This window comes from Hamadaea sp., assembly GCF_013362815.1.
GTDB lineage: Bacteria > Actinomycetota > Actinomycetes > Mycobacteriales > Micromonosporaceae > Hamadaea.
The window spans coordinates 42764-67751 of sequence record NZ_JABFVK010000031.1 but is presented as its reverse complement, the minus strand read 5'-3'; the positions used below and the strand labels follow the sequence as shown (position 1 = coordinate 67751).

Annotated in this window: 16 protein-coding genes; 5 read left to right on the top strand and 11 right to left on the bottom strand. The window is 67.4% G+C overall.

Annotation, left to right across the window (positions count from 1 at the left end):
* Positions 1-142 precede the first annotated feature (142 nt).
* The 8 genes from HOV77_RS16915 to HOV77_RS16880 form a co-directional block, all read right to left on the bottom strand.
* Complete coding sequence (locus HOV77_RS16915) at positions 143-2140, bottom strand: CBM35 domain-containing protein (RefSeq protein WP_290863336.1); 1998 nt, start codon at positions 2138-2140, stop codon at positions 143-145.
* A 42-nt stretch (positions 2141-2182) separates the two neighbouring features.
* On the bottom strand, positions 2183-3214 hold the full coding sequence (locus tag HOV77_RS16910; protein WP_290863334.1) for an ABC transporter permease: 1032 nt from the start codon (positions 3212-3214) through the stop codon (positions 2183-2185).
* Complete coding sequence (locus tag HOV77_RS16905) at positions 3211-4752, bottom strand: sugar ABC transporter ATP-binding protein (protein WP_290863332.1); 1542 nt, start codon at positions 4750-4752, stop codon at positions 3211-3213. The genes HOV77_RS16910 and HOV77_RS16905 overlap by 4 nt, the downstream gene beginning before the upstream one ends.
* Complete coding sequence (locus HOV77_RS16900; RefSeq protein ID WP_290863330.1) at positions 4743-5771, bottom strand: substrate-binding domain-containing protein; 1029 nt, start codon at positions 5769-5771, stop codon at positions 4743-4745. The genes HOV77_RS16905 and HOV77_RS16900 overlap by 10 nt, the downstream gene beginning before the upstream one ends.
* A 72-nt stretch (positions 5772-5843) precedes the next feature.
* Complete coding sequence (locus tag HOV77_RS16895; protein ID WP_290863328.1) at positions 5844-8294, bottom strand: PQQ-dependent sugar dehydrogenase; 2451 nt, start codon at positions 8292-8294, stop codon at positions 5844-5846.
* A gap of 38 nt (positions 8295-8332) precedes the next feature.
* The gene (locus HOV77_RS16890; protein ID WP_290863326.1) at positions 8333-10321 is read right to left on the bottom strand and encodes a CBM35 domain-containing protein; all 1989 of its coding nucleotides are present in this window, start codon (positions 10319-10321) and stop codon (positions 8333-8335) included.
* A 9-nt stretch (positions 10322-10330) separates the two neighbouring features.
* Positions 10331-11917 (bottom strand): carbohydrate-binding protein, encoded by a 1587-nt coding sequence (locus HOV77_RS16885; RefSeq protein ID WP_290863324.1) that lies wholly within the window; start codon positions 11915-11917, stop codon positions 10331-10333.
* A gap of 90 nt (positions 11918-12007) precedes the next feature.
* Complete coding sequence (locus tag HOV77_RS16880) at positions 12008-14539, bottom strand: discoidin domain-containing protein (RefSeq protein WP_290863322.1); 2532 nt, start codon at positions 14537-14539, stop codon at positions 12008-12010.
* A 225-nt stretch (positions 14540-14764) separates the two neighbouring features.
* Between HOV77_RS16880 and HOV77_RS16875 the strand changes: the two genes are divergently transcribed.
* Positions 14765-16705: a glycoside hydrolase family 88 protein gene (locus HOV77_RS16875; protein ID WP_290863320.1), complete on the top strand. Its 1941-nt coding sequence runs from the start codon at positions 14765-14767 to the stop codon at positions 16703-16705.
* Positions 16706-16820: 115 nt separating this feature from the next.
* On the opposite strand, the gene HOV77_RS16870 is transcribed toward HOV77_RS16875, so the two are convergent.
* Positions 16821-17492, bottom strand: a complete 672-nt coding sequence (locus HOV77_RS16870; RefSeq protein ID WP_290863318.1) for a FadR/GntR family transcriptional regulator — start codon at positions 17490-17492, stop codon at positions 16821-16823.
* Positions 17493-17849: 357 nt separating this feature from the next.
* Here HOV77_RS16870 and HOV77_RS16865 point away from each other — a divergent pair, with 357 nt between their 5' ends.
* From HOV77_RS16865 to HOV77_RS16850, 4 genes are all read left to right on the top strand, one after another.
* Entirely contained in the window at positions 17850-19127 is a 1278-nt protein-coding gene (locus HOV77_RS16865) for an extracellular solute-binding protein (RefSeq protein ID WP_290863316.1), read from the top strand.
* Positions 19128-19129: 2 nt separating this feature from the next.
* Complete coding sequence (locus tag HOV77_RS16860; protein WP_290863315.1) at positions 19130-20032, top strand: sugar ABC transporter permease; 903 nt, start codon at positions 19130-19132, stop codon at positions 20030-20032.
* Positions 20029-20835, top strand: coding sequence for a carbohydrate ABC transporter permease (locus tag HOV77_RS16855; protein WP_290863314.1), 807 nt, complete (start codon positions 20029-20031; stop codon positions 20833-20835). Before HOV77_RS16860 ends, HOV77_RS16855 begins: the two co-directional genes overlap by 4 nt.
* A 115-nt stretch (positions 20836-20950) precedes the next feature.
* Positions 20951-23218: a CBM35 domain-containing protein gene (locus HOV77_RS16850; protein ID WP_290863313.1), complete on the top strand. Its 2268-nt coding sequence runs from the start codon at positions 20951-20953 to the stop codon at positions 23216-23218.
* Positions 23219-23415: 197 nt separating this feature from the next.
* Here the strand turns inward: HOV77_RS16850 and HOV77_RS16845 are convergent, their stop codons facing one another.
* Entirely contained in the window at positions 23416-23841 is a 426-nt protein-coding gene (locus HOV77_RS16845) for a glycosyltransferase (RefSeq protein ID WP_290863311.1), read from the bottom strand.
* Between the two features lie 85 nt (positions 23842-23926).
* A complete protein-coding gene (locus tag HOV77_RS16840) occupies positions 23927-24922 on the bottom strand; it encodes a DUF5937 family protein (RefSeq protein WP_290863309.1) in 996 nt (331 codons plus the stop codon).
* Between the last annotated feature and the right edge of the window lie 66 nt (positions 24923-24988).

Here is a 24988-nt window from a genome sequence, read left to right as displayed (position 1 = left end):
GCGTACGCTCATGAACACTTGCTCATGAGCGTACGCTCATAATTGGCGGCGATGCCACCGAACGACAGGACGACGAAAGGCTTCAGGCACGGGGCTGCCGCGCTCCGGCGCGCGGCAGCCCCCATCGGTTCAGGACATCGGGTCAGGCCGTCTCGATGTAGTCGAGGTTGGCCGGTCCGGTCGCGGTCGTGCCGGTGATCCGGATCGTGGTGGACCCGGCGGCCAGGGTGATCGGGACGGTGATGGTCGTCCAGGTGTCCCAGGTGGCGGTCGGGGCGAACGACGGCGTCGCGACGACGCTTCCGTTCACGGCGACCGACGACGGGCGGTTGGCGGTGGTGCCGTTGGCGTACCGGATGCGCAGGGTGACCGGCCCGGCCGTGGCCGCCGTGACCGTCCACTCGACGTACGATCCGGCGACGTTGTCGCAGTTGACGTACGCACTGCCGGAGTAACCCGGGTGCAGCGTCTCCACGATGCCTTGCGAGATCGTGGCCGTCTCCGCCTCGTACCGCGTGACCGGGGGCGGCGCCACGACCGGTCCGACGTCGAGGTAGTCGAGGTTCGGGCCGCCGTTCGCGGTGGTGGCGGTGAGCGTGACGGTGTTCGAACCGGCTACCACGTTCAGCGTACGCGTGACGTCCGCCCAGGTGTCCCAGTTCGCCGTCGCTCCGAACGCCACATTGGAGGCGACCACCGTCCCGTTGACCGAGATGTTCATCGGGCGGTTGGTGGTGGTTCCGTTGGCGTACCGGATCGTCACGGGCGCGCTGCCCGCCGCCGAGGCGGTGATCGTGAAGGTCACCGACGAGCCGCTGACGTTGGTGTAGTCGACGAATCCGGTCCCGGAGAAGTTCAGGTGGTTCGTGGCCACGCTGCCCTGGTTGATCGCCGCGTTCTCGGCCTCGTAGCGGGCTGTTCCTCCCGCGCCGGTGACGCTCAAGGCGTACAAGCTGGAATGCGAGAGTGCGCCGGACGTGCCGGTGACCGCGATCGAGGATGAACCCGCCGTAGCGCTCGCGTCGGCGGTGAGCGTCATGGTCGCGGACCCGCCGCTGGTCACCGACGTGGGCGAGAACGTGACGGTGACCCCGGCCGGTACGCCGGTGGCGCTGAGCGAGACCGTGAGCGGCGAGCCGGATGCGGTCGTGGCGACCGTGGCGGTGAGCGTGCCACCAGGCGCGACGCTGCCGCCGGACGGGCTGACCGTCAGGCCGAAGTCGGGGCCGGTCGGTTTCGGGGTGAAGGCCCATTGCGCGGCGGTGCCGGAGCAGCTGCCCGCGAGCACCGACGTGCCCGACGTCCGGAAGCACTTGCTGCCGGTCTGGATGTCGGAGATGGTCAGGTTCGGATTGATGGACCATTGTTGCGACGGTCCGCCGGTGCAGGTGGCGAGCTTGATGACGCCGCTGGAGTTGTTGGCGCACAGGTTGTTGATCACCAAGAACGCGCCGTGGAAGGTGAACTGCTGCTCAGCCGAGCCGTTGCAGGCGGCGACGGTCAGCGCCGTGCCGGTCGACGAGCTGTTGCCGGGATCATCCAGGCACGTTCCGGTCGAGCCGTTCTTGTACTGGCCGATCGTCACATTGGGTTGGGCTCCCCCGTAACAGTCGCCGGTGCTGGTGTTGAACAGCGGCGTCGAGTCGTAGACCTCGGACGAAGAGGGATCGACGATCACCGGTTCGAGCACCGGCGTGCCGTCGGCGTTGTAGTGGGTCAGCGCGTCTTCGCAGTCGATCGCGTCGAACGCGCTGCCGCCCTCGCCGCCGAGCCACAGGTCGACGTGCCGCAGACCGGGCCCGCCGTTCGGCCCCTGCCCGCTCCAGTCGGCCTCGCACTCCTGGCAGGAGTCCTCCATGATGAAGTACTTCTTCACCCGCGGCACGTAGATCCGTTTGCCCGCAGGCAGCTCGGCCGTCGCGCTGGCGAAGGTGATCGGGTCGGAGTAGGTGCCCTTGCCGCCCGCGGTGCTGTGGATCTGCGGGTACGCGATGTCGCCGCCGGGCGGCGTGTTGTCGTACCAACCGTAGAACGTGATGAACGTCTGCTGCGTCGTCGCAGCCTGGGCCGGTGTGCTGGACAGTGCCGCGGTCGTGGCCGCCACGATGCAGGCCGCCGCGAGCAGGATGCGCCGGAACATGGTGCCTCCTTGGTCATTCGTTACGACGTTGAGGAATCGGGGTCAGGCGGGCAGTCCCACCGCCCGCTCGCCGGTGCGGCGCTGCTGCACGACGACGGCCACGACGAGCAGTGCGCCTTGGGCGACGTTCTGCCAGAACGGATTCACGCCGACGACGGTCAGGCCGTTGTCGAGGGCGCTCAGAATGGCGACGGCCAGCAGAGTGCCGCCGACGCCGCCACGACCGCCGGCGATCGCGCAGCCACCGAGGAAGGCAGCGGTGATCGCCTTGAGCTCCAGCCCCTCGCTTCCGGCGGTCGGCTGACCGGACCCCGTACGCGCGGCGAGGATGACGCCGGCGAGCGCGGCGACGAAGCCCATCACGGCGTACACGGCGACGATGTACTTGTTGAGGCTGATCCCGGCGAGCCGGGCCGCCGTCGCGTTGCCGCCGATGGCGTAGATGTTGCGGCCGATGTCGGTGTACTTCAGCAGGATGTGGATCGCGGCGGCCACCGCGATGAGGATCCAGACCATCATTGGCAGGCCGGCGATCGAGCCCCGGGCGACGAAGATGAACAGATCGTCGCCGTGCAGATAACCCTGCGCACGCCCACCGGAGAGCAACTGCGCCAACCCCTTGTACGCGGCGAGCATCGCGAGGGTTCCGATGATGGCGTTGACCCGCCCGTAGATGATGATCAGCCCGTTCAGGATGCCGCACGCCACCCCGACGACGAGGGCGACCGCGATGGCGACGACGGCGACGCCGTTGGCGAGGCCGTCACCGGTCGACGCGAACACCATCGCGGCGACCACGGCGGCGAGACCGCTCTGTGAGCCGACCGAGATGTCGATGCCACCACAGATGATCACCATGGTCTGGGCGACGGCCAGCAACGCCGGGATCGTCGCGGCGACCCCGATGACGGCGAGATTCGACCAGCTGAGATAGGCCGGATTGAGGTAGCCGAAGACCACGAGTACGCCGGCGAGCGCACCGATCAGGCTGAGGTTCTGCGGTCCCCCGAGGGCGTCGAGCAGTCGCCGGGCGGGCCGGACGCGTACGGGTGCCGATTCGGCGATGGGGGTCATGGTCGCGCTCCCTCGGACATCATCGCGAGGGCCAGGACCGACTCCTCGGTGGCTTCGGACCGGTCGAGTTGGCCCGCGACCCGGCCGTTCTGGAGCACGACGACCCGGTCGGCCAATCCCAGAACCTCCGGCAGTTCCGACGAAACGACGACCACGGCCATCCCGTTCTCGGCGAGCTCGGCGATCAGCCGGTAGATCTCGGCCTTGGCGCCCACGTCTATCCCCCGGGTCGGCTCGTCCAGCAGCAGCACTCTCGGGCGGCGGGCCAGCCAGCGGGCGAGCACCACCTTCTGCTGATTGCCGCCGGAGAGCTTGCCTACCTCCTGCTCGAGCGATGGCGTACGCACCCGAAGCCGGTGCACGTAGGTGGCGGCAAGCGCCCGTTCGGCGGAACGGCGGACGAACCGCAGCCGGCTCAGCCGCCGAAGCACTGCCAGCGTCACGTTGTCGCGTACCGAGCGTCGCAGGAGCAGAGCCTGCGCCTTGCGCTCCTCCGGTGCGTACGCGATCCCGGCGCGCACGGCGTCGGACGGCCTGCGCAGCCCGACCGGCCGGCCGTCGACCGACACCTGCCCGGAACGGATCGGCAGATCCCCGGCCATCGCCCGGCACAGCTCCGAGCGGCCCGCCCCGACCAGACCGGCCAGCGCGACCACCTCCCCCGCGCGTACGCGCAGAGAGACGTCGGTGACCACGTCGGTGCTGACCTGATCGACGTCCAGGACCACCTCCTGGGTGAAGACATGCCCGCGGGCGAACATCGCACCCAGATCGCGGCCGACCATCATCCGCACGACCGCCGCCTCGTCGAGCTGCTCGACGCCGTGTACGCCGACGAGCGCGCCATCACGCAGGACCGCCACCCGGTCGGCGATCCGGAAGATCTCGGCGAGCCGATGCGAGACGTAGATGATCGACCGTCCGTCCGCAGCGAGCCTTCGGATGAGCGCGAACAGCGCCTCGGTCTCCTGCTCGGACAGCGATGACGTCGGCTCGTCGAAGGCCAGTACGCGCGCGTCGGTGGTCAACGCCCGCAGGATCTCGACGAGCTGCCGCTGAGCGGGGGTCAGATCACGGCCCAGCGCCGAAGGGTCGATCAGATGGGCGAAGCCGATTGACGCCAGATCCTCGGCTACTCGGCGGTGCAGTCGCCCGCGGTCGACCAGCCGGCCCGCGTGCCGGGGCAGGGAGCCGAGGTAGACGTTCTCGGCGACGCTGACGTGCGGCACGATGTCCGGCTCCTGCGGGATGACCCGGATGCCCGCCCGGCGAGCGTCGCCTGGCGAGCGCAGCCGGAGCGGGACGCCGTCGAGCAGGATTCGGCCCTCGTCCGGCACGTGCTGACCGTCGATGACGCGTACCAGAGTGGACTTGCCGGCTCCGTTCTCGCCGAGCAACGCGGTGACGCTGCCCGCCGGGAAGTCGATGCTGACGTCGGTGAGCGCCTGCACCGGGCCGAACCTTTTGCCGATCCCCTCGACCCGGAGGCCGTCCGCCCCGGCCGGGTCGCCGGAGCGGACGGGATCGGTCAGCCGCATGCGAGCCCGGCCGACTTGTAGGTGTCCGGCGTGACCATGGTGGTCTTGGCGAACGCCTCGGCGGCGAACTCCTTGCCGTTCTTTATCTTGTCGTACATGCTCTGCACGGCCAGCGCGCCGACTTCACCGCCGTTGAGCCACAGGGTCGCCTTGGTGCCGGTGGCCTTGCCCGCGCTCCACGCCTTGCAGGCCAGGTCGCCGTTGATCCCGACGCCGATGAGGTTGTCCGGCCGGTAGCCCGCGTTCTCCAGCGCGGTCACCCCACCCGTGACGTTCTCGTCGTTGCAGCCCCAGACGATCCAGTTCTTGACCGCCTTGTTCGCGGTCACCGTCGCCGCCACCTTGTTCGCCGCGTCGGTCGGGGTGTTGTCGGTGCCGACCTCGATGACCTTGATGTCCGGTCCCCCGGCCGCCTTGAACGCCGGTAGAGCCGCCTTGACCCGGTCACCGCAAACGCTCACGTCCTGCTTCCAAGCCGCGATGATCCGGGTCTCCTCCGGCTTCCAGCCCGAGGCGAGGTAGAGCTCGGCGGCCTTCTTGCCGACCTCCTCGCCCATCTGCGTACCGCTGAACCCGATCCGCGGGACCACGTCGGCCTTCGCGCAATCGGCCGGACTGGGCTTGTTGACGCAGATCTGGTCGTCGGAGGTCAGCAGCGGAATCCCGGCGGCCTTGGCCGCGCTGACCACGGCCGGGCCGACCGACGGATCGGGCACGACGATGACGATGCCGCTCGCCTTCTGTGCAATGGCGGCGTTCACCGAATCCAGCGTCTTGCTCGTGTCGTTGCCGAGGTCGACCAGGACCAGCTCGATGCCGAGATCGGCGGCCTTCTTCTTGGCCCCGGCCGCCTCGCCGATGAAGTAGTCCTGAGTGGCCTGTTTCTGCAGGTAATAGATCTTGACGGGACCGTTCTGCGGTCCGCCTCCGGCGGGAGTCTCCTTGCCGGAATCACAGGCGGCCGCACTGAGCACGAGCAGTAGCGCCGTAGCGATGGCGGCACGAGGCTTCAGGGACATCGGGCCGTCTCCTTCCTTGTCGGACGTCAGGCGGCCGCCCGTGCCGGCGCACGGACGGCCGCGGTCGATGGGTTACCTGATCAGCGACTGCCGGATGACGTCCGGGGTGCCGTCGCCGTTGTTGTCCTCGTTCGAGGTGCCGAACCAGATCGCGTTGTCCGACGGCACCTTGGTGATGGAACGGATCCGGCCGTAGGTGCTGACCCAGTAGCTGGACTCGTTGGCGATGCTGGTGCCGGTGATCTCCAGCCGCCACATCCGCTGCCCGCGCAGCGCTCCGAGGTAGATCGTGTCGTTCACGATCGCCATGCCGCTGCACGAGCAGGACGAGACGCCCTTCTGCCACTTGGGGTTGGTCATGCCGGAGGTGCTGCAGCTGCCCTCACAGATCGGCCAGCCGTAGTTCTTGCCGGACTGGATGAGGTTGACCTCGTCCCAGGTGGCGTTGCCGAACTCGGCCTCCCACAGGTTGCCCGCCGAATCCCAGGCGAGGCCCTGCGGATTGCGGTGGCCGTAGCTGTAGATCCGCGTCCCGAACGGGTTGCCGGGCGCGGCCGCGCCGGTCTTGGTGATGCGCAGGATCTTGCCGTTCAGGGAGTTGACGTCCTGGGCGAGGTCCTGCTGCTGCGAGTCGCCGGTGGTGACGTAGAGGTAGCCGTCCGGGCCGAACCGGATCCGGCCGCCGTTGTGATACCGGCTAGACCGGATGCCGCCGAGCACGACGGTCCGGTTCGTCAGCGTCGACCCGTTGAAGGTCATCTTCACCACCCGGTTCTGGGTGGTGCCGCCGTCGTTCGACGTATGCATGAAGAACCAGTCGGTGTCGGTGGTTCCGTTCCACGTGGGCGAGGCCGCGCAGCCCATCAGGCCGCCCTCGCCGTCGGTGGTGACACTGTTGGGCACCGTGCCGATCAGGGTCTTGGTCCCACTTGGCGTCAGCTTGTAGACCTGGAGCGTGTCGCGCTGGGTGACCAGGGCGTAGGTGCCTTGGGGGTTCCAGCAGATGTCCCAGGGGATGTCCCAGCTGCCCGCGATCGTGGTGGGGCTCTGCGGTGTGCCGCGGCTGCAGGCGCTCGTGGTGAACGGGCCTACGGTGTTGCTCGACGGCGAGGTGTTGCCCGCCTTGTCCTTGGCGACCACGTGCAGGGTGTACGAGGTGCCGCAGGTCAATCCGGTCACGGTGGCCGAGGTGGCGGGCGGGTTGCCGCTGAGGGTGAACAGGTTGGCGTTCGCCGCGTTCTGCACGACGTACTGCCGGACGCCGACGTTGTCGGCCGACGCAGTCCAGCTCAGATTCACCGAGGTTTGGGTGACGTTGCTGGAGGCGAGGTTGGTCGGAGCCGTCGGCGGGCTGACGTCGGAGCTGGCCCCGGTGACACAGCCGCTGCCGTCCGGTTTGGTCGCCAGCGGACTGGTGGCCGACACGTTGCCGGCGGCGTCCCGCGCGAAGATGGACAGCCGGTAGGTGAAGTTGAAGTTCAGGTCGGTCAGCGTGTAGGGCGACGACGCGGGCGAGGCCAGCAGAGTGCCGTCGTGGTAGATGTCGTACGCCACCACCCCGACGTCGTCGGTAGAGGTCGGCCAGGTCAGGGTGATCGTGTCCTGCACGATCGGGTCACAGACGGGTTGGCCGGGAGTAGTCGGGGCCTGGGTGTCCAGGGGCGCGGCGACGCGGAGCCGGTCGAGGTTCGGCCCGCCGTTGACCGTGGTCGAGGTCAGCCGTATCGTGTTGCTTCCGGCGTTGAGGGCGACGTTGACGGTCTGGGTGGCCCAGGTGTCCCAGTTCGTGGTGCCCTGGAAGACGATGTTCGTCACGAGGGTGTTGTTGGCGAAGACGTCCATCGGCCGGACCGTCGTGGTGCCGTTGGAGAACCGGATCTCCACCGAGTAGGTCCCGGCCGCAGCCGAGGTCACCGTGCAGGCGATGCCGCTGCCGACCGCGTTGTCGCCGTTGACGAATCCGGTGCCGGTGTATCCGGTGTGGTTCGACTCGACGACGCCCTGCGTGATCGTGCAGTTCTCCGCCTGATAGTCGGTGTAGTTCTGCGGCGGCGCCACCTCGAAGTCGAGGAAGTCGATGTTCGCGTCGCCGTTGGCCGTCGTCGCGGCCAGCTTGATCGTGTTGGATCCGGCGTTCACCGGGACCGTGACGGTCTTGGTGACCCAGGTCGTCCACGCTCCGGTGCCGGCGAACGACACCGCCGCCACCGCAGTCGCACCGTTCACGATGACGTCGGCCGGGCGGTCGGTGGTGGTGCCGTTGGCGTACCGGATGCCCAGTGTTGCGGTGCCAGCGTTGGCCGCGGTGACCGTCCAGGTCACCGAGCCGCCGACGGCGTTGGCGGTGTTGCAGAATCCGGTCCCCGAGAATCCGGTCCAGTTCGAGTCGATCGTGCCGTCGCACACGGCCGGCGAGTTCTCCGCCTCATATCGGGTGGGCGCGGCCGACGCCGGCGTCCCGGCCAGCGCTGTCATCACGAGCGCGGCGGCGGCCAGCGCACCGATGATCCTTGCCTTTCTCATTTGTTCACCTCATTCCTTGGGAGGTATTCCTCGGGAGGTCAGATCGAGAGCCGGTCGAGGTTGGGATTGCCGTCCGTCCCGGTCGCGGTGACCCGGACCGTGTTCGCCCCGCCCACGAGCGACGCAGTGAAGGTCGCCGTCGCCCAGGTGTCCCAGTTGCCCGTACTGGGGAACGACAGGTTCTGCACAAGCGCCCCGTTCACCCGGACATCCGCCGTACGCGTCCCGGCGGTGCCGTTGGCGTACCGGATGGTGATAGTGCCCGGACCGGCGGCGGAGGGTGTGACGGCCCACTCGACATAGGGCCCGGCGAGGTTGTCGCCGTTGACGAATCCGGTGCCGAAGTAGCCGGTGTGGTTGGACTCGACGACGCCCTGGACGATCGTGGCGTCTTCGGCCTCGTAGTTCTGCACTGGTGTGGTGGGTGTGACGGTGACGTCGAGGTAGTCGAGGTTGGCGACGCCGCCGCTGCCGGTGGCGGTGAGCCGGATCGTGTTGGTGCCGGCCGCGAGGCTGACCGTGGCGACCTGCGTCTTCCACAGCGACCAGGCGCCGGTCGCCGGGAAGGCGAGCGAAGTCGAGCCGCCGCCGTTGACGGTCAGCGTCGAGGGGCGGTCCGCGGTCGAGCCGTTGCCGTAGTCGAAGGTGAGCCGGGCCTGCCCCGCCTGCGCGGCGGTCACGGTGAACTCGACGTAACTCCCGGCGCTGTTGGGCGTGTTGACGAACCCGGTTCCGGAGTACCCAGACCAGTTCGCGTCGACGGTGGAACCGCTTGTGTAGGAGGCGTTCTCGGCCTCGAATCGGGTCGTCGTCCCGGCCCGCGAAACGCGGTAGAGCGTCGTGGCGTGCGCGCCGACCGACGCGCTGATCGACCCACTCGACGTCGACGTCGCCTTCGACCACAGATCTTTGAGCGTGTAGGAGGACGAGCCACCGATGCCGATCGCCGCTGCCGACGTCGCGATGGTCGCGGTCGTCGTCGTCTCGTTGGACAGGGCGACCGCGCGATCGCCGTTGGCCAACGTACGCGCGTAGACGACGTGGCCGGCCCCGTCGTTGCTGACCACCGTGCCCTGGCGGCCGAGCGGGTCCTGGTCGACGGCGATGACGTCGGCGTTCTTGAGGATGCCGAACGTTTCGGCCGTCGCCTTGCGCAGGTCGGAGCCGATCAGCAGCGGAGCCGCCATGATCGCCCACAGGCTGAAGTGGCTGCGGTACTCCGTCGCGGTCATGCCGCCGTTGCCGACCTCCAGCATGTCGGGATCGTTCCAGTGGCCGGGCCCGGCGTATTGTGGCAGCACTCGGTTGGCCTGCGCCTTGCCGATCATGCTGGTCCAGTTGTCGCTGATGTCGCCGGTGGTGCGCCACAGGTTGCCGACGTCGGCGCCCCACGTCCACACCTTCGGATCGCTACGTCCCCATTCGCAGATCGAATAGACGATCGGCCGCCCGGTCGCCAGCAACGCGTCGCGCATGGTCGTGTACCGCTGCACCGGGTCCACGCCCTGGTTGTTGCAGTTGTCGTACTTCAGGTAGTCCACGCCCCAGGAGGCGAAGGTCGCCGCGTCCTGCTGCTCATGGCCCAGGCCGCCGGAGAAGCCCAGCGTGTTGCAGGTCTTCGTACCGGCACTGGTGTAGATCCCGAGTTTGAGCCCGCGCGCGTGCGCGTAATCCGCCAGGTACTTGATACCGTGCGGAAACCGCGTCGGGTCAGGGATCAGATTCCCATTGGCGTCACGCGAGTTCGGCGCGGGCACGGCCCAGCAGTCGTCGAGGTTGACGTAGGTGTATCCAGCCTCGCGCAGGCCCTGATTCACGAAGATGTCCATGATGCCGAGCACCATGCTCTCGTTGAACTCGGCGCGGCACGCGGTCGAATTCCAGTTGTTGAAGCCCATCGGCGGCGTCCGCGCCAGGCCGTTCTCCAGCGCCGTCGCCGGTTGCGGTCCGCCGATCACCACAAGCACGGTGGCGGCGACGGTCACGGCCGCTGCGACCAAGGCCCGTGCAATCTTCTTGGTACGCACAACGCACTCCTACGAGAGGGTGATCCGGTCGAGGTTGGGCCCGCCGTTGGCGGTGCTCGCCGTCAGGCGCAGTGAGTGCGCGCCCGAGCCGACGCTGATCGTCTTCGTGACGGTGGCCCAGGTCGTCCACGCGCCAGTCGGCGGGAAGCTGACCGAGCCGAGGGACACGCCGTCTGCCGACAGCGTCATCGGCCGGTCCGCCGTGGTGCCGTTGGCGTACCGGACGACCAGGGTGGTCGCGGGTCCGGTGACGGCGAACTGCACGTAGCATCCGGCGACGTTGTCGGTGTTGACGTAGCCGGCCCCGGTGAATCCGGTGTGATCGCTTTCCACGACGCCCTGCGAGATCGTGGCGTCCTCGGCCTGGTAGTCCACCGGTGTCAGCGGGACGACCTGAACCTCGAGGTGGTCGAGGTTGGGGCCGCCGTTCGCGGTCGTCGAGGTCACCCGGACGGCACTGCTTCCGGCCGGCAACCGGATTCCGCCGATCGTCTGGGTGTCCCAGTCGTCCCAGTTCACCGTGGGTGCGAAAGCCAGCTCGTCGGCGACCAGCGAACCGTTGACCGTAACGTCCATCGGGCGGTTGGCCGTCGTGCCGTTGGCGTACCGGAAGGTGAGGGTGGCGACGCTCGCGGTCGGTGCGCTGACCGTCCATTGCAGATAGGAGCCGACGACGTTGTCGAGGTTGACGAATCCGGTTCCGGTGTAGCCGGTGTGGTTGTTCTCCACCACTCCCTGGCTGATGACGGCGTTCTCCGCCTCGTACCGAGTGCCCACCGGCGGCGGGTCGCCCGCGCCCCACTTGTACGCCCGCATCGTGTTGATCAGCAGGTAGCAGTCCTGGAGACTGCCGGAGGTGTCGCCGAGCGAGCGGTAGATCCCCCACTTCGGCCGCACCCGGTCCTGCAGCCAGGTGTCGACGCCGCTGCGGGTCACGTCGATCACGGTCGTAGCACCGTCGCGCAGCACCCAACGGACGCGGCCGGTGTCGCTGTCGCCGATCGTCATCTCCAGCTCGACGTCGATCCACTTGTTCTGCAGTGGAACCAGGTCGGTCAGGCCGACGGTGACTCCCCCGGCGACGAGCTCGATCTTCTGTACGCCGTCGTGCCGCCGCAACGACATGGTGATCATGGGCAGGGTGTCGGTGCCCGGCGCCTTGGTCTGCATGATGTGGGTGAAGGTCGTCGTCGCCTTGAGCGAGCCCGGGATGAACATCCGATGGGCGAGCTTCCAGGTCTCCCCCTTGGCCAGGATGAGATCCGCGCCGTCCCACACCATGCCCTTGACCTCTTGCCGTTGCCGGTCGGTCATCGTGTCGCGGTCGACGAGGTGCATGTTGAAGCGGTAGTCGTTGCCGGAGACGTAGATGTGCGGCTGACCGGCCGGATGCGAGTTCGCCCGGTCGTCTTCGACTCCTTCGAACGCCGCGAGCCCGTGCGTACTCGCCTCCGGCGCCCAGCGGAGCTGCCAGGTCGCAGCGATGCTCTCCGCAGCGCCCGCCACCGCTCCCGCTGGAACGCCCGCGACCGCTGGAACGCCCGCGGCTGCGCCTATCGCGGCGGCTCCCGCCACCAGCACAGTTCTCCTACGCATGTCTTTCCTTTCGGTTGATCATGAACCCAAGGTCCCCGTTGACGGCGTGTCGCCGCCCTCAGGTTCATGATCAACACACGATGGGATGGCTCAGCTGATCGAGATCCGGTCCAGGTTCGGTCCCCCGTTGGCGGTGGTGGAGGTCATCCGGACCGTGTGGCTGCCGGCGCTCAGCGAGATCGGCGTCGAACCGCTCGCCCAGGTGGTCCACGCGCCCGTCCCCGCGAACGAGACCGTCGCGCCGGCGATCCCGTCGACGGTCACCGTCATCGGGCGGTCGGTCGTCGTTCCGTTGGCGTACCGCACGGTCAGCGTCGTGGCCGGTCCGGTGACGGTGCATTCGATGCCGGAGCCCACGATGTTGTCGCCGTTGACGAATCCCGCGCCGGTGTAACCGGTCCAGTTGGACTCGACGACGCCCTGCAGGATCACGCAGTCTTCCGCCTGGTAGTCCACCGGGGCGGGACCGGCGGAGACGACGTCGACGTAGTCGAGGTTCGGTGCGCCGCCGGAGGTGGTGCCGGCCACCCGGATCGTGTTGACACCAGCCGCAAGAGTCGCGCTGACGGAGGTCGTGGTCCAGGTGGTCCACGCTCCCGTCGGAGCGAACGCCGGAGTGGCGACGGTCGCCCCGTTCACCGTCACCGTCGAGGTGCGGTCGGCGGTGGTGCCGTTCGCCCAGCCGAAGGTGAGCGTGTACGGACCGGCTGCTGGGGCGTCCACCTTCCACTCGGCGTAGCCACCGATGGCGTTGGCGGTGTTGCAGAAACCCGTCCCGGAGAACGGTGGCTGGTTGGAGTCGATCGTGCCGTCGCAGACAGCAGGCGGGTTCTCGGCTTCGAGACGGCCGGGGCCGGGCACGACGACCGTGCCGGAGCTGGCGTAGTCCGAGCCGATCCAGGCTTCGTCGACCCGCAGCCGATCGATGCCCTGCGTACTGGTCTTCTCCAGCCGGATGTGCCTCGTCGTGACCCGGGTCAGATCGATGATCTGCACACCACGGGCGTTCGGCAGGGTGCCGCTCTTCACCTGGGTCCAGGTGCTGCCGTCGCTGGAGGTGTACACCTTGTACGCGTTGATGCGAGCCGAGCCGGAGGCCGGGTAGACGGTGGAGTCCTCGCGCTGGTTGATCCCGATGTACTGCACCGGCTTGGCGGTGCCGAGGTCGAAGCGCAGTGACACCGTCGCGGCGTTGTTGTTGTCCCAGTAGGTGAGGTAATCACCGTCGGCCGCAGCTGAGGCGGGGTGGCCGGAGGCTGACGACGAGGCGCTCATCGCGTACGAGGAGGGCGGGATGATGCCTTCCCGGCCGCTCGTCACGACCTTGAACACGGTGTCGTACTGGTCCCACCCGGACAGTCCGGTCAGCGTGAGCCAGCCGCCGCTCTGCGTGAAGGAGATCGGCGCGCCGGTACGCAGATTGGTGACTTGCGCGATCTTGTACGCGTTGTCGCGCAGCCGCAGCGTCGACGTCGTCGGGGCGGTCAGGACGTGGATGTAGTGCAGGTCCGGGTTGGTCTTGCTGACGGTGGTCACGCCGTGCGCGCCGTCGTTCCAGAACCCGGGATCCAGTCCGCCGTACATGTAGCCGCCGCCCTCGGTGCCGCCTATCGACTCCCAGATGCCGTTCAGGTACGTATTGGCGAAGTTGTTGAACGTGGCTTGGGCGGCTGGGAACTTCCCGTTGACCATCGCGGTCTCGGCCATGAGCGCCTTGATGGAGGATCCGGCGTTGGTGATCAGCCGGCCCAGGGTGAGCTTGTAGTCGACCGAGTTGTCGGTGCCGGTGTACCACCACGACCCGCTGGTCGGCAGCTTGAAGTCCGCCTCGGTCAACCGGGGCTGGGCCGTGTAGACCGCCTGCGGGTAGTCGTAACTCGGCGTCATGCCGGTCTTCTGCTCGTTGCTGATCATGTCCATGATCGGCGTGTCTTCGTTGTTGTTGCTGATCGTGTAGTTCGGCCGCTGCTGGTAGACCTGCGCGTAGAGGTTGTGGCTCTCCCAGTACGCGTTGTCGTTGTCGATCCAGAACCCGCCGAGGTCGGGATAGCGGTTCATGACCTCGAAGAAGTTGTCGTAGCTGAACTCGCCGAAGCCGTCCCGGGTGGTCAGGTCGACGGAGTGTCCCTTGTACGCGGAGTACGCCGAGCTGTTGAGCCAGCTCTGCCCGGACGGCAGTCCTTCGGTGTTCCACTGGGGATCGTCGGTCATGTAGAGGATGGTCTTCATCCCGGCGGCGTTGGTGGCGTCGATGAGATCCCGCAGGAAGTCGTGGCTGGTCAGTCGGCAGCTGCCGGGGATCGCCGACGGCCAGGGCCGGGCATACCCGAGCCGGCTGTGGAACGTGGCCAGCACGAGGTACTGCGTGTGCAGCTTCTTGGCCTCGGCGACCCAGTAGTTCGGGTCCCAGCCACCGCTGACGACGGCGTTTTCCCAGCTGCTGCAACTGGTGTAGCCGGGCGACGTACGCATTCCCCAGTGGAGGAACAGCCCGCCGACCGAGTCGCGCAGGAACGCCTGCCGGGGATGTTGGAGATCAGCCTGCGCGGGAGAGGTCCCACCGGTGACGAGCATGCTCGCCACGAGAAGTACCGCGCACAGCCGGGCAAGGAGACGGGTCATCGGAACCCTCCGTCAAAAGATCCGATCAATCATGGGGCGGCAAGGTGCCGAGAGCATACGTACGCCGCATAGATCAATGGAAGACCCAAGATTGATTGGATCTTTAGATGGGCAGGTTGGTTAACAAATATTGACCGGCGCTCAATCTCGTGGATATCTTCACGTGAGCCACGATCGACCCATCGCCATCCGTCCACATATGTGAACCGAGAAGAGGAACCCCGCATGCGTTTCGTCAGACGGTTCGTCTCGGCGTCCGTCAGCATCGTCCTGGTCGCCACGTCCTTCGCCGCGCTCGGCGCACCCGCGTCGGCGGCCACGACTCGGTACGAAGCCGAAGCCGCCACGATCTCGCAAGGCGTCGTGGAGGCGAACCATCTCGGCTACTCGGGCACCGGATTCGTCAACTACGACAACGTCACGGGCTCATCCGTGCAGTGGAGCGTCGACGCCGCCGCGGCCACGCCGGTCAAACTCGTCCTCCGGTACGCCAACGGCACGACGACGAACCGGCCGATGACCATCACCCTCAATGGACAGCCGATCGTCACCGACGCCGCGTTCCCCGGCACCGGCTCCTGGGACGCGTGGCAGTCGATGACCATCCCGGTGACGCTGGCAACCGGCGGCAACCTCGTCAAGGCGACGGCAACGACCGCCAACGGCGGGCCCAACGTGGACTTCCTCGACGTCGACGCGACCGCTCCACCCCAGGTTCTCGAAGCCGAGAACGCGACGTTCGTCGTCGGCTGTGTCGTGGAGAGCAACTGGCCCGGCTACACCGGCACCGGCTTCGCCAACTGCGACAACGTCACCGGCAGCGGCGTGGAGTGGACCGTCACCGCGCAGCAGGCCGGCCCGACGAACCTGACCGTCCGGTACGCCAATGGCAACACCACGAACCGGCCGGCCGCCCTGGCCGTGAACGGGACGATCGTCGGCACGCCGGTGTTCGGCCCCACCGGAGCGTGGTCGGCGTGGCAGTCGGTGACGGTGCAGGCCACGCTGAACGCCGGGACGAACGTCGTACGCCTCACGGCCACCACCGCGAGCGGACCGGCGAATCTGGACTCGCTCACCGTCGGCGGCGACCCCGGTCCACCGTCCGGCACGGATTGGGCGGTCGCGATGGTGGAGTCGACGATGGCCCGATACACCCCGGGCACCATCGGCGGCTGGAGTTATCCGGTCGGGCTGTACATGTACGGGCAGTACCTCGTCTACCTGCGCACCGGCGACCGCCGCTACTTCGACTACATCAAGAACTGGATGGACCGGTTCGTCGACAGCAGCGGCAACGTCTCACAGAGCTACAGCAACCTCGACAGCATGCTGCCCGGACGAGTGCTGCTCATCCTCTACCGGGAGACCGGGCAGGCCAAGTACCGGATCGCCGCGCAGAAGATCCACGACCGGTTCGCCACCTATCCGCGTACCAGTGACGGCGGGTTCTGGCATGCCACGAGCGACAGCCGGGCCGGCCAGCTGTGGGCCGACGGCGCGTTCATGTCGATGCCGTTCCTGGCCGAGTACGGCAAGGTCGTCGGCGACAGCACGTACGCCTGGGACGAGGCGACCAAGCAGATCGTCGTGTACGCCAGCCACCTGCAGCAACCGAGCGGGCTGCTCAAGCACGCCTATGACGAGCCGCGGGACGAGACGTGGTCCGACAACGTCACCGGACTGTCCCCGGAGTACTGGTGCCGGGCGATCGGCTGGTTCGGTATGGCGACCTTGCAGATCCTCGACGTCCTTCCCCCGGACCATCCGCGACGGGCGCAGCTGATCACGATCGCGCAGAACATGGTGCGCGGCTTCGCGACCTATCAGGACCCGGCCAGCGGCCGCTGGTTCCAGGTCGTCGACAAGGGAACCCGGTCCGACAACTGGACCGAGACCTCCTGCTCCTCGATGTACGCGTACACGATCGACAAGGCGGTGGCGGACGGATACGTGGCGGCCACCTACCAGAGCAATGCCGACCGGGGCGTCACCGGTGTCCTGAACCGGATCTCGCTCGGCTCCGACGGCCGGACCAACCTCACCGACATCTCCATCGGCACGAACGTCGGGGACTACGCCTACTACGTCGGGCGTACGCGAGCCACCAACGACTTCCACGGTCTCGGCGCATTCCTGATCATGTACGAGCAGACGCGTACCTGACGCGTCAGCACGACCTCTCCGGTTCCACCCGGAGCGGCGGCCGCCCCGGCCAGGCGCGGGAGGGGGCGACCGAGCGGGGTGCGAGGCGGTCCAGCCTCGCACCCCGCGAACGGCTTCAGAGCGCCTTACGCAGCCATTCCTCGACACCGGCGACGTGGACGGCGGCCCAGGAACGGGCGACGTTGGCGTCCCGCGTACGCAACGCCGCAAAGATCGCTCGATGCTGCTCGCGGGTGCTGTCGGCGGCGTCGGCCTGGGTCAGCCCGCGCCACACCCGAGCGCGCAGGGTCGGCGCCGACAGGCTCTCGATGAGCGACGCCAGCACCGGATTGCCTGCGCCTTGGGCGATCCGCCGATGAAAGTCCAGGTCGGCCTCGATGAGCTCGTTGATGTCGGCCGCCGATTCCATACCCTCGATCACCTCGCCGAGCTCGGCCAGCTGTTCGTCGGTCATGTGCCGAGCCGCGAGCGCGGTGGCCTCGGACTCCAGGATGCGGCGCACCTCCAGCAGATCGAGCACACTGTCGTCGCGGTGGAAGTCGATGATGAACCCGACCGTGTCGAGCAGCACGGCGGGCTGCAGGCTGGTCACATAGGTGCCGTCGCCCTGGCGGACATCCAGCACCCGGATCAGCGACAGCGCCTTGACCGCCTCACGCAGCGAGTTGCGGGACAGGCCGAGCCGCTCGGCGAGGTCGGCCTCCTTGGGCAGCCGCCCGCCCGGGCGCAGCTCGCCCGAAACGATCATCTCCTTGATGCGCTCGATCGCCTCATCGGTAAGGGCCATGCGGCCAAGGATAGGGCGGCCGAGTGCACTCTCCGTACCGTCCGTTACGGCAAATCATTGGATGTCTGCCACGCCGCCGCTTGATCCATACCCGGATAGCCACACTGTTGCGTCTTACTGATAGGCCAGTTAGTTTACAAACGTCGGATGACAGGGAGGTCGCAACACCGAAGCTCCGTCACGCTCTGCGACGGAGCGACCGGTACCACGGAACGATCGGAGCGACCGGCCACCGGAGTCGAGATCGGACCGGGCGCAGGGGCGACACCGGAGTCATCCAATCATTGGCGCAGGCAGCGCCCGATATGCATATCTAAGACCTTGACACTCCGCCGAAACATCGGATGTAATCCCCCGATGAGGAGACGATTGCTCACGCTGGGGATGGCGGTGCTCCTCGCCGCCCCAACCCTGGCCGCCTGCGAAGTCGGCGAACCGACCACGTCCGCCGGTAAGAAGGAGATCACCTTCCTGGTCTTCGAAACACCCAACCTAACGCCGCAATATTGGGATGCCGCCATCAAGCGGGTGACCGACAAGCATCCCGACATCACCGTGAAGAAACTGGTCTCGCCGGACCAGGACCGCACCACGTACGCCAAGCAACTGCTGAGTTCCGGGCAGTTCCCCGACGTCATGATCGCCGTCTCGCCGGCCGGTTTCGCCGAAGGCGGCAACCTCTACGCCTGGACGACCGAGGAGCTCAAGGACTTCCAGTTCCCCACCAACGGCGCCATCAAGGGCAAGGTCTACCAGCTGCCCGCCAACACTCAGACGATCCCGGTCGTCTACTACAACAAGGCCCTGTTCGCCAAGGCGGGCATCACCGGCGAGCCGAAGACCTACGCCGACCTGCTGTCGGCCGCCCAGAAGCTCAAGGCCAACGGGATCACGCCGTTCGTCACCGCCGGAGTGCACGACTCGATCGGCCCACTGTGGGCCGGCATCCTCGCCACGGAGGTCTACGCCAAGAATCCGAACTGGATGCACGACCGGCGGGCCGGCAAGGTGAAGTTCTGCGACCCGGAGTTCAAGTCCGGCGCGGCGAAGCTGGCCGAGCTTGCCCGGCAGGGCTACCTCGATCCCAAGGACGTCTCGCGCGACTACGCAGCCGGGCAACAGGCGTTCCTGGACGGCAAGGGCGCGATGTACGCGATGGGCAACTGGCTCGCCGGCGAGGTCGACAAACCCACCACGAAGCTGCACGTCGGCCAGTTCGCCTGGCCCGCGGACGACGGCAAGGCCGTGATCCCGGCCTTCACCGGCGGCGGGCTGCTCGTCAGCGCCAAGGCCAAGAACCTCGAGGCGGCGAAGACCTTCGCGCTGGGCTTCCAGCTCGACAAGGGCAACCTCGACAACTCGGCCAAGGCCGACGGGCTCTTCCCGGCGATCAAGGGCTACAGCCCGCCGTCCGACGTCGGCGCGGCCTACAAACTCGGCTACGACTTGTACGCACAAGGCGTCGCGGCCAACGCCGTAGTCCCGGCGTTCGGCTTCGAGGCCGGCGACGACGGCATGCTGCCGGGCGTGACCGCGAAATGGGACTCGTCCGCGGTCGACCTCGTCACCGGGAAGAAGACCCCCGACCAGGTCTGCGCGTTCCTCGACGCCGAATGGGCGAAGGCGGCAACCTGATCATGAGCGCATCCGTGTCCCGCCGTCCGGTCTTCGGGCGGCGGGCCTGGCACTTCCTGTCGTTCGGCGGCCCCGGCACCGCCGTCTACGTGTGCTTCGTGCTGGCCCCGATCCTGATCAGCCTCGGGTACAGCCTGACCAACTACAACCCGTTCCGCGGCGAGACCCATTTCGTCGGCCTGGACAACTACCGGGTGCTGCTGACCGACGAGGAGTTCCTCACCTCTTTGAAGGTGACCAGCATCCTCACCGCCATCGTGGTGATCGTCCCGAACGTGGCCGGCCTGGCCATCGCCGTGCTGCTGGATCGCCAGAGCTGGTTCTTCTCCAGTCTGCGTACCGTGTTCTTCGTCCCGGTCGTGCTCAGCTCCGTCGTCGTCAGCGTCATCTGGACCCGGCTGCTGGACAACGACGGGCTGATCAACCAGACCCTCCGTGCACTCGGCGTCGACGAGCCGCCCGGCTGGCTGTCCGATCCGGACTATGCCCTCTATTCGCTCGGCGCCATCCTGTCGTGGCAGATGCTCGGCTTCTGTGTCGTCATCTACCTGGCCGGATTGCAGCACGTCCCACAGGAGCTACTCGAAGCCGCCTCGATCGACGGAGCCGGCCCGGTACGCCGCTTCAGCCGGATCACCTGGCCCCTGCTCGCCCCGGCGCTGACCATCAACACGGTGATCCTGCTGATCTCGGCGTTCAAGATCTTCGACCACGTCCAGATCATCACGCGGGGCGGACCGGGTACGGGAACCACCGCCACCATCGCGTACAACGTGTTGCAGACCGGCTTCGTCGCCAACCGGCAAGGCTTCGCGTCCGCGATGGCCATCCTGATGCTCGTCATCATCGCCGTGCTGTCCGGCGTCGCGCTCAAGCTGCTCCAGCGCCGGGAGGTCGATCTGTGAGGAAGCTGTTCGCCCTGCTGGTCGCAGCAGTCTTCGCCGTTCCGCTCTACGTCGCGGTGGTGAACGTCTTCAAGGACGGGCCGCAGATCTCGAAGTCGCCCGCGTCGCTGCCGATCCCGCCGACGCTGGACAACATCCGGTCCGCGCTCGGCCGCTCCGACCGGCTCTTCTGGGTGAGCCTCACCAACAGCGTCATCGTCACGTCGCTGTCGATCGCCGTGCTCACCGTGCTGTCGGCGATGCTCGGCCATTACCTCGCGCGTACGCGCGGCCGCTGGACTCGTGCGCTGACGCTCTTGCTGCTCAGCGGCCTGATGATCCCGCCGCAGGTGATCCTGATGCCGGTGACGCAGGTGCTTCGCGCCGTCGGGCTGATGACGACCGTGCCCGGCCTGGTCCTGTTCAACGTCGGTTACTACGTGCCCTTCGGAGTCTTCGTGTTCACCGGCTTCGTGCGGGCCATTCCGGTCGAGCTGGAGGAGTCGGCGGCCCTCGACGGAGCCGGCCGGGGTCAGACGTTCTGGCGGATCGTGTTCCCGCTGATGCGCCCGGCGACCGCCAGCGTACTCATCTTCCTCGGGGTCTGGATCTGGAACGACTTCATCGATCCGCTGATCATCCTGGGTCCGAGCCAGGGCACGACGGTGACTACGGGCATCTACCGCTCCATCGGCCAGTACCAGGTCGACTTCGGCGCGATGTTCGCCATGATGTTCCTCGCCACGTTGCCGGTGCTGATCTTCTTCCTGCTGTTGCAGCGGCACTTCGTCAAAGGCCTCACCGGAGGTGCCACCAAGGGCTAGAGCCTTGACGGGACATCGGACCAATCATACATTCAACAGGCCGCATATCCGCGCCATGCGGGAAAGTCCACCGTCATTCATCCAATGTCTGGACCCTTCCCTCCGGAGGTCGGAGATGAGACCGAGACGGCTGCTTCACGCAGCTCTGGCCATCACAACGGGCGTACTGCTGGCGGGCGCGGTCGGCCAACCCGCGTTCGCCGCCACCTACAACGTCAAGAACTACGGCGCGACCGGCAACGGCTCGACCAACGACTCCGCCGCGATCCAGAAGGCGGTCGACGCCGCCGCCGCGGCGGGCGGCGGGATCGTGCAGTTCCCTTCGGGCACCTACAAATCGGCCAACACCATCCATCTGAAGAGCAACATCACCGTCCAGCTGGACGCCGGCTCCACTGTCGTCGGCTCCAGCGCCGACACCTACGACCCGCCCGAGCCGAACCAATGGGACGCGTACCAGGACTACGGGCACAGCCATTTCCACAACGCGATGTTCTACGGCGACCGGCTGACGAACATCGGCTTCACCGGCACCGGCACGCTCGACGGCGGCGGGAACCTGATCACGGGCAACCCCGCCTCCGGCGAAGCCGACAAGATCATCTCCTTGACCCGCTGTGACGGGCTCGTCTTGAACGACATCACGCTGCGGCGGGGTGGGCATTTCGCGATCCTCACCAACAACTGCAACAACATCACCTCCGACCATCTGAAGATCTTCACCGCCACCGACCGGGACGCCTGGAACATCATCAGCGCGACGAACGTGACCATCACCAACGGCGACATCAACGGCAACGACGACGCGATCGTCTTCAAGAGCGACTACGCGCTGGGCGCGAAGCTGCCCAACGGCCACGTACGCGTGACGGACACCCACGCCAGTGCGGGCTGCTGCAACGCGCTGATGTTCGGTTCCGAGACGTGCGGCGACTTCACCGACTACGTCTTCGAGCGGATCTCCATCACCGGCGCGAACAAGTCCGGGCTAGGCATGGTGAGCATGGACGGGGCGAACATCAGCGACGTCCACTACAAGGACATCACGATGAGCGGAGTCAGCTCGCCCATCATGCAGAAGATCGGCACCCGCAGACGCTGCGGCAACAGCCCCGGCATCGGCCATATCAGCAACATCACCTACGAGAACGTGACCGGCGTCGGCAAGAGCAGCCCCGTCTTCAGCCCGACCTTGTGGGGCGAGGCCGGCGGCAACCAGATCAGCGACGTCACCTTCACCAACGTGCACCTGACCGTTCCGGGTGGCAGTGCGGCCGTGTCGACCGGCGTACCGAGCAACGACCCGACCAACTACAACCCGAACAGCATCGGCACGCGGCCGGCGTACGGGTGGTATGTCCACAACGCGAACAACATCTCGTTCATCGACAGCTCCGTCGACTTCCAAAGCAACGACAACCGCCCGGCCGTCATCGCCAATACCGCGAGCAACCTGAAATTCACCAACTTCACCGCCGAACGCGGCACCGGCTCGGCCTACGACGTCGGTTTCCAGAGCGTCGGCGGCTACTGCGTGACCGGCCAGAACACGACGGGCGGCACGCTGCGGGTCAACGCCGCCGGCTCGACGGAGAACTGCGTGACCACGCCGCCGCCGGGCCGTTACGAGGCCGAGGACGCGACCTACTCGCCAGGCGTCTTCGAGAACACCCACACCGGTTACAGCGGCACGGGCTATGTCAACAGCGACAACGTGCTCGGGGCGTACGTGCAATGGAACGTCCAAGCCGATGCGGCGGGACCGCACACCCTGAAGTTCCGCTACGCCAACGGCACGACAGCGGACCGGCCGATGGACATCACGGTCAACGGCACCACCGTCGCCACAGCGGTCGCCTTCCCGCCGACCGCGAATTGGGACACCTGGGCGACTATCACGGTCACCACGGCGCTGACGGCCGGGGCCAACACCGTCCGGGCCTCGGCGACCACCGCCGGCGGCGATCCCAACCTCGACTACGTGGACGTCGCGATCGCCGCTCCCCCACCGACCCGATACGAGGCCGAGAACGCCGTCATCTCCCAGGGGGTCGTGGAGGCCAACCATCTCGGCTTCAGCGGCACCGGCTTCGTGAACACCGACAACATCACGGGCAGCTACGTCGAGTGGACGGTGAACGCGGCCACCGCCGGACCGGCGACATTGCGAATCGCGTACGCGAACGGAACCACCGCCAGCCGGCCCGCTGCAGTCTCGGTCAACGGGACCGTCGTCGCCACACCGTCGTTCGCCGTGACGACGAACTGGGACACCTGGGTAATCGCCTCGGTGCCCGTCACCCTTGCCGCCGGTGCGAACACCGTACGCGTGACCGCCACCACCTCCGGTGGCTGCGCCAACCTCGACTACCTAGACGTCTAAGCCGCACCAAGCCCCGCCGCTGCATCGGCGGCGGGGCTGCACGTCCGGATAGACACGCGGCGCGAGGGTCTGCTCAGCGCCGGGTATGAGATCGACGGAATCGAGACCTACAACCCGAGTCCAGCCAACGTCTCGCTACGCGCTGCCGTGTCGGCGGCCAACGCACGCCCGGGCCAGTCGCCCGACGTACCCGACGATCAGCGCCACGCAGCGTCCTGCATCGGCCGTACGCCGTATGCCTCGGCGTATCCCGGCACGTCGGTCTGGTAGACGGCGACCACGGGAATCCCGAGCGACTCGGCCGCCCGCGCACCCCATGCACCGAGGACGAACGGGCTCGCCAGGTGCACCACGTCCGGCTGGAACTCGCGCAAAGCTGCTGAGATGACTCCGCTCGGCGCGGCCAGGCGTACGTTGCGATATCCCGGGAACGGCATCGACGGCACCCGGTGGACCCCGTACGCCGGAACCGGCGCGTGCGGCAGGAGCCGGCGGCGCGGCCGGGGCGCGATGACCATCGGCTCGTGGCCACGCGTGACGAGGTGGTCGCAGACTCGCAGCACCGAGTTCGCGACGCCGTTGACATCGGGGGCATAGGACTCGGTGATGATCGCTACCCGCATGGCCGCAGGCTACGAAGATCACCTGACGCTCAGGAGGACTGCGGGCGACGCCCGTCAGAACGTTGCCGAGCATGCTCGCGGCGCGTCAGTTTTCCCCGGTATCTAGGGATGCCGCGTCGGTCGACGGCGATGCGACCAACAGGTCACCTGAGCGCGTACGCCGATACAGCACGGATCGGCCGACCCGTGATCGGACGACCAGGCCACTGCCGAGGAGGACCGCCAGATGCTGGCTCGCCCCGCCGGGCGTGATCGCGAGGCGGCGGGCGAGAACGGTCGTGGAGATCGGCTCCGCCAACGCCACTAGCATCGCCGCCCGGGTACGCCCGAGCAACGCGTCGAGTGCGCCGGGCGTCGCCGGTTGCCCGCTCTCCCACAGCGTCGCGATTCCGCGGGCGGGATACATGATCGTCGGCTGGTAAGGCTCGATCATCTTGCGTACTTCCGGCCAGCACATCGCGCTCGGCACCAACAGCAATCCGTCACCCGAGAGGCCACCGGCGAACTCGTACGCACCCGCGGCGAACAGCCGATCCCCGCGCCAGGTCACCGATTCGTGGAGGTCTTCGAACATCGCCTGGGCACCGCCGACGGCCAGCTTGCCGGCGCGCCACAGCACGTCGGCCTCCAGCAGCGTCCGCACGCGTGGCCAGTGCTCGGCGAAACACGCCTCCCAGTACGCCTGTAACGCGTCCGCGATACGGCCGGCGGCCGCCGCCGGGTCTTCGATGATGCGGCGCATCATCGGCGCTGGTACGCCGCGGACCTCAGCCACGTCCGCAGCGACCCGTTCGGCTGGGGTGTGGCGGACGAGATCGAGTTCATCGGCGAAGTTCGGTAGCGGAGTGGCAGGCGGCGGAGTGAGGAAGTCTGCGGTCGGCCCGACCACCGGTGCCAGCGCGAACAGCTCGGCCAGGTCGAGTGCGGCGATCCGCTGCCGGGTCACCCGGATCCAGGGCAGATGCAGCGAGTGCCGCCCGGGTGCGCGCAGCACGACGAGGCTCAGCACGAGCTCCCACAGCGGGGAGAAGGCCAACCTGACCCGCGCGACGTCCTCCGGCGTGAACCGCCACTCGATCACCGGGCAATCGTATCTTTAGCGGTGGCTAAACCTCTGGGCCGTGACCGCGCCCGCGTTGAGAGTGAA

Coding starts and splice junctions, on each gene's coding strand:
- HOV77_RS16900 (WP_290863330.1), bottom strand. CDS start 5,771: ATGTCCCTGAAGCCTCGTGCCGCCATCGCTACGGCGCTACTGCTCGTG.
- HOV77_RS16905 (WP_290863332.1), bottom strand. CDS start 4,752: ATGCGGCTGACCGATCCCGTCCGCTCCGGCGACCCGGCCGGGGCGGAC.
- HOV77_RS16895 (WP_290863328.1), bottom strand. CDS start 8,294: ATGAGAAAGGCAAGGATCATCGGTGCGCTGGCCGCCGCCGCGCTCGTG.
- HOV77_RS16915 (WP_290863336.1), bottom strand. CDS start 2,140: ATGTTCCGGCGCATCCTGCTCGCGGCGGCCTGCATCGTGGCGGCCACG.
- HOV77_RS16875 (WP_290863320.1), top strand. CDS start 14,765: ATGCGTTTCGTCAGACGGTTCGTCTCGGCGTCCGTCAGCATCGTCCTG.
- HOV77_RS16910 (WP_290863334.1), bottom strand. CDS start 3,214: ATGACCCCCATCGCCGAATCGGCACCCGTACGCGTCCGGCCCGCCCGG.
- HOV77_RS16845 (WP_290863311.1), bottom strand. CDS start 23,841: ATGCGGGTAGCGATCATCACCGAGTCCTATGCCCCCGATGTCAACGGC.
- HOV77_RS16860 (WP_290863315.1), top strand. CDS start 19,130: ATGAGCGCATCCGTGTCCCGCCGTCCGGTCTTCGGGCGGCGGGCCTGG.
- HOV77_RS16880 (WP_290863322.1), bottom strand. CDS start 14,539: ATGACCCGTCTCCTTGCCCGGCTGTGCGCGGTACTTCTCGTGGCGAGC.
- HOV77_RS16865 (WP_290863316.1), top strand. CDS start 17,850: ATGAGGAGACGATTGCTCACGCTGGGGATGGCGGTGCTCCTCGCCGCC.
- HOV77_RS16885 (WP_290863324.1), bottom strand. CDS start 11,917: ATGCGTAGGAGAACTGTGCTGGTGGCGGGAGCCGCCGCGATAGGCGCA.
- HOV77_RS16870 (WP_290863318.1), bottom strand. CDS start 17,492: ATGGCCCTTACCGATGAGGCGATCGAGCGCATCAAGGAGATGATCGTT.
- HOV77_RS16850 (WP_290863313.1), top strand. CDS start 20,951: ATGAGACCGAGACGGCTGCTTCACGCAGCTCTGGCCATCACAACGGGC.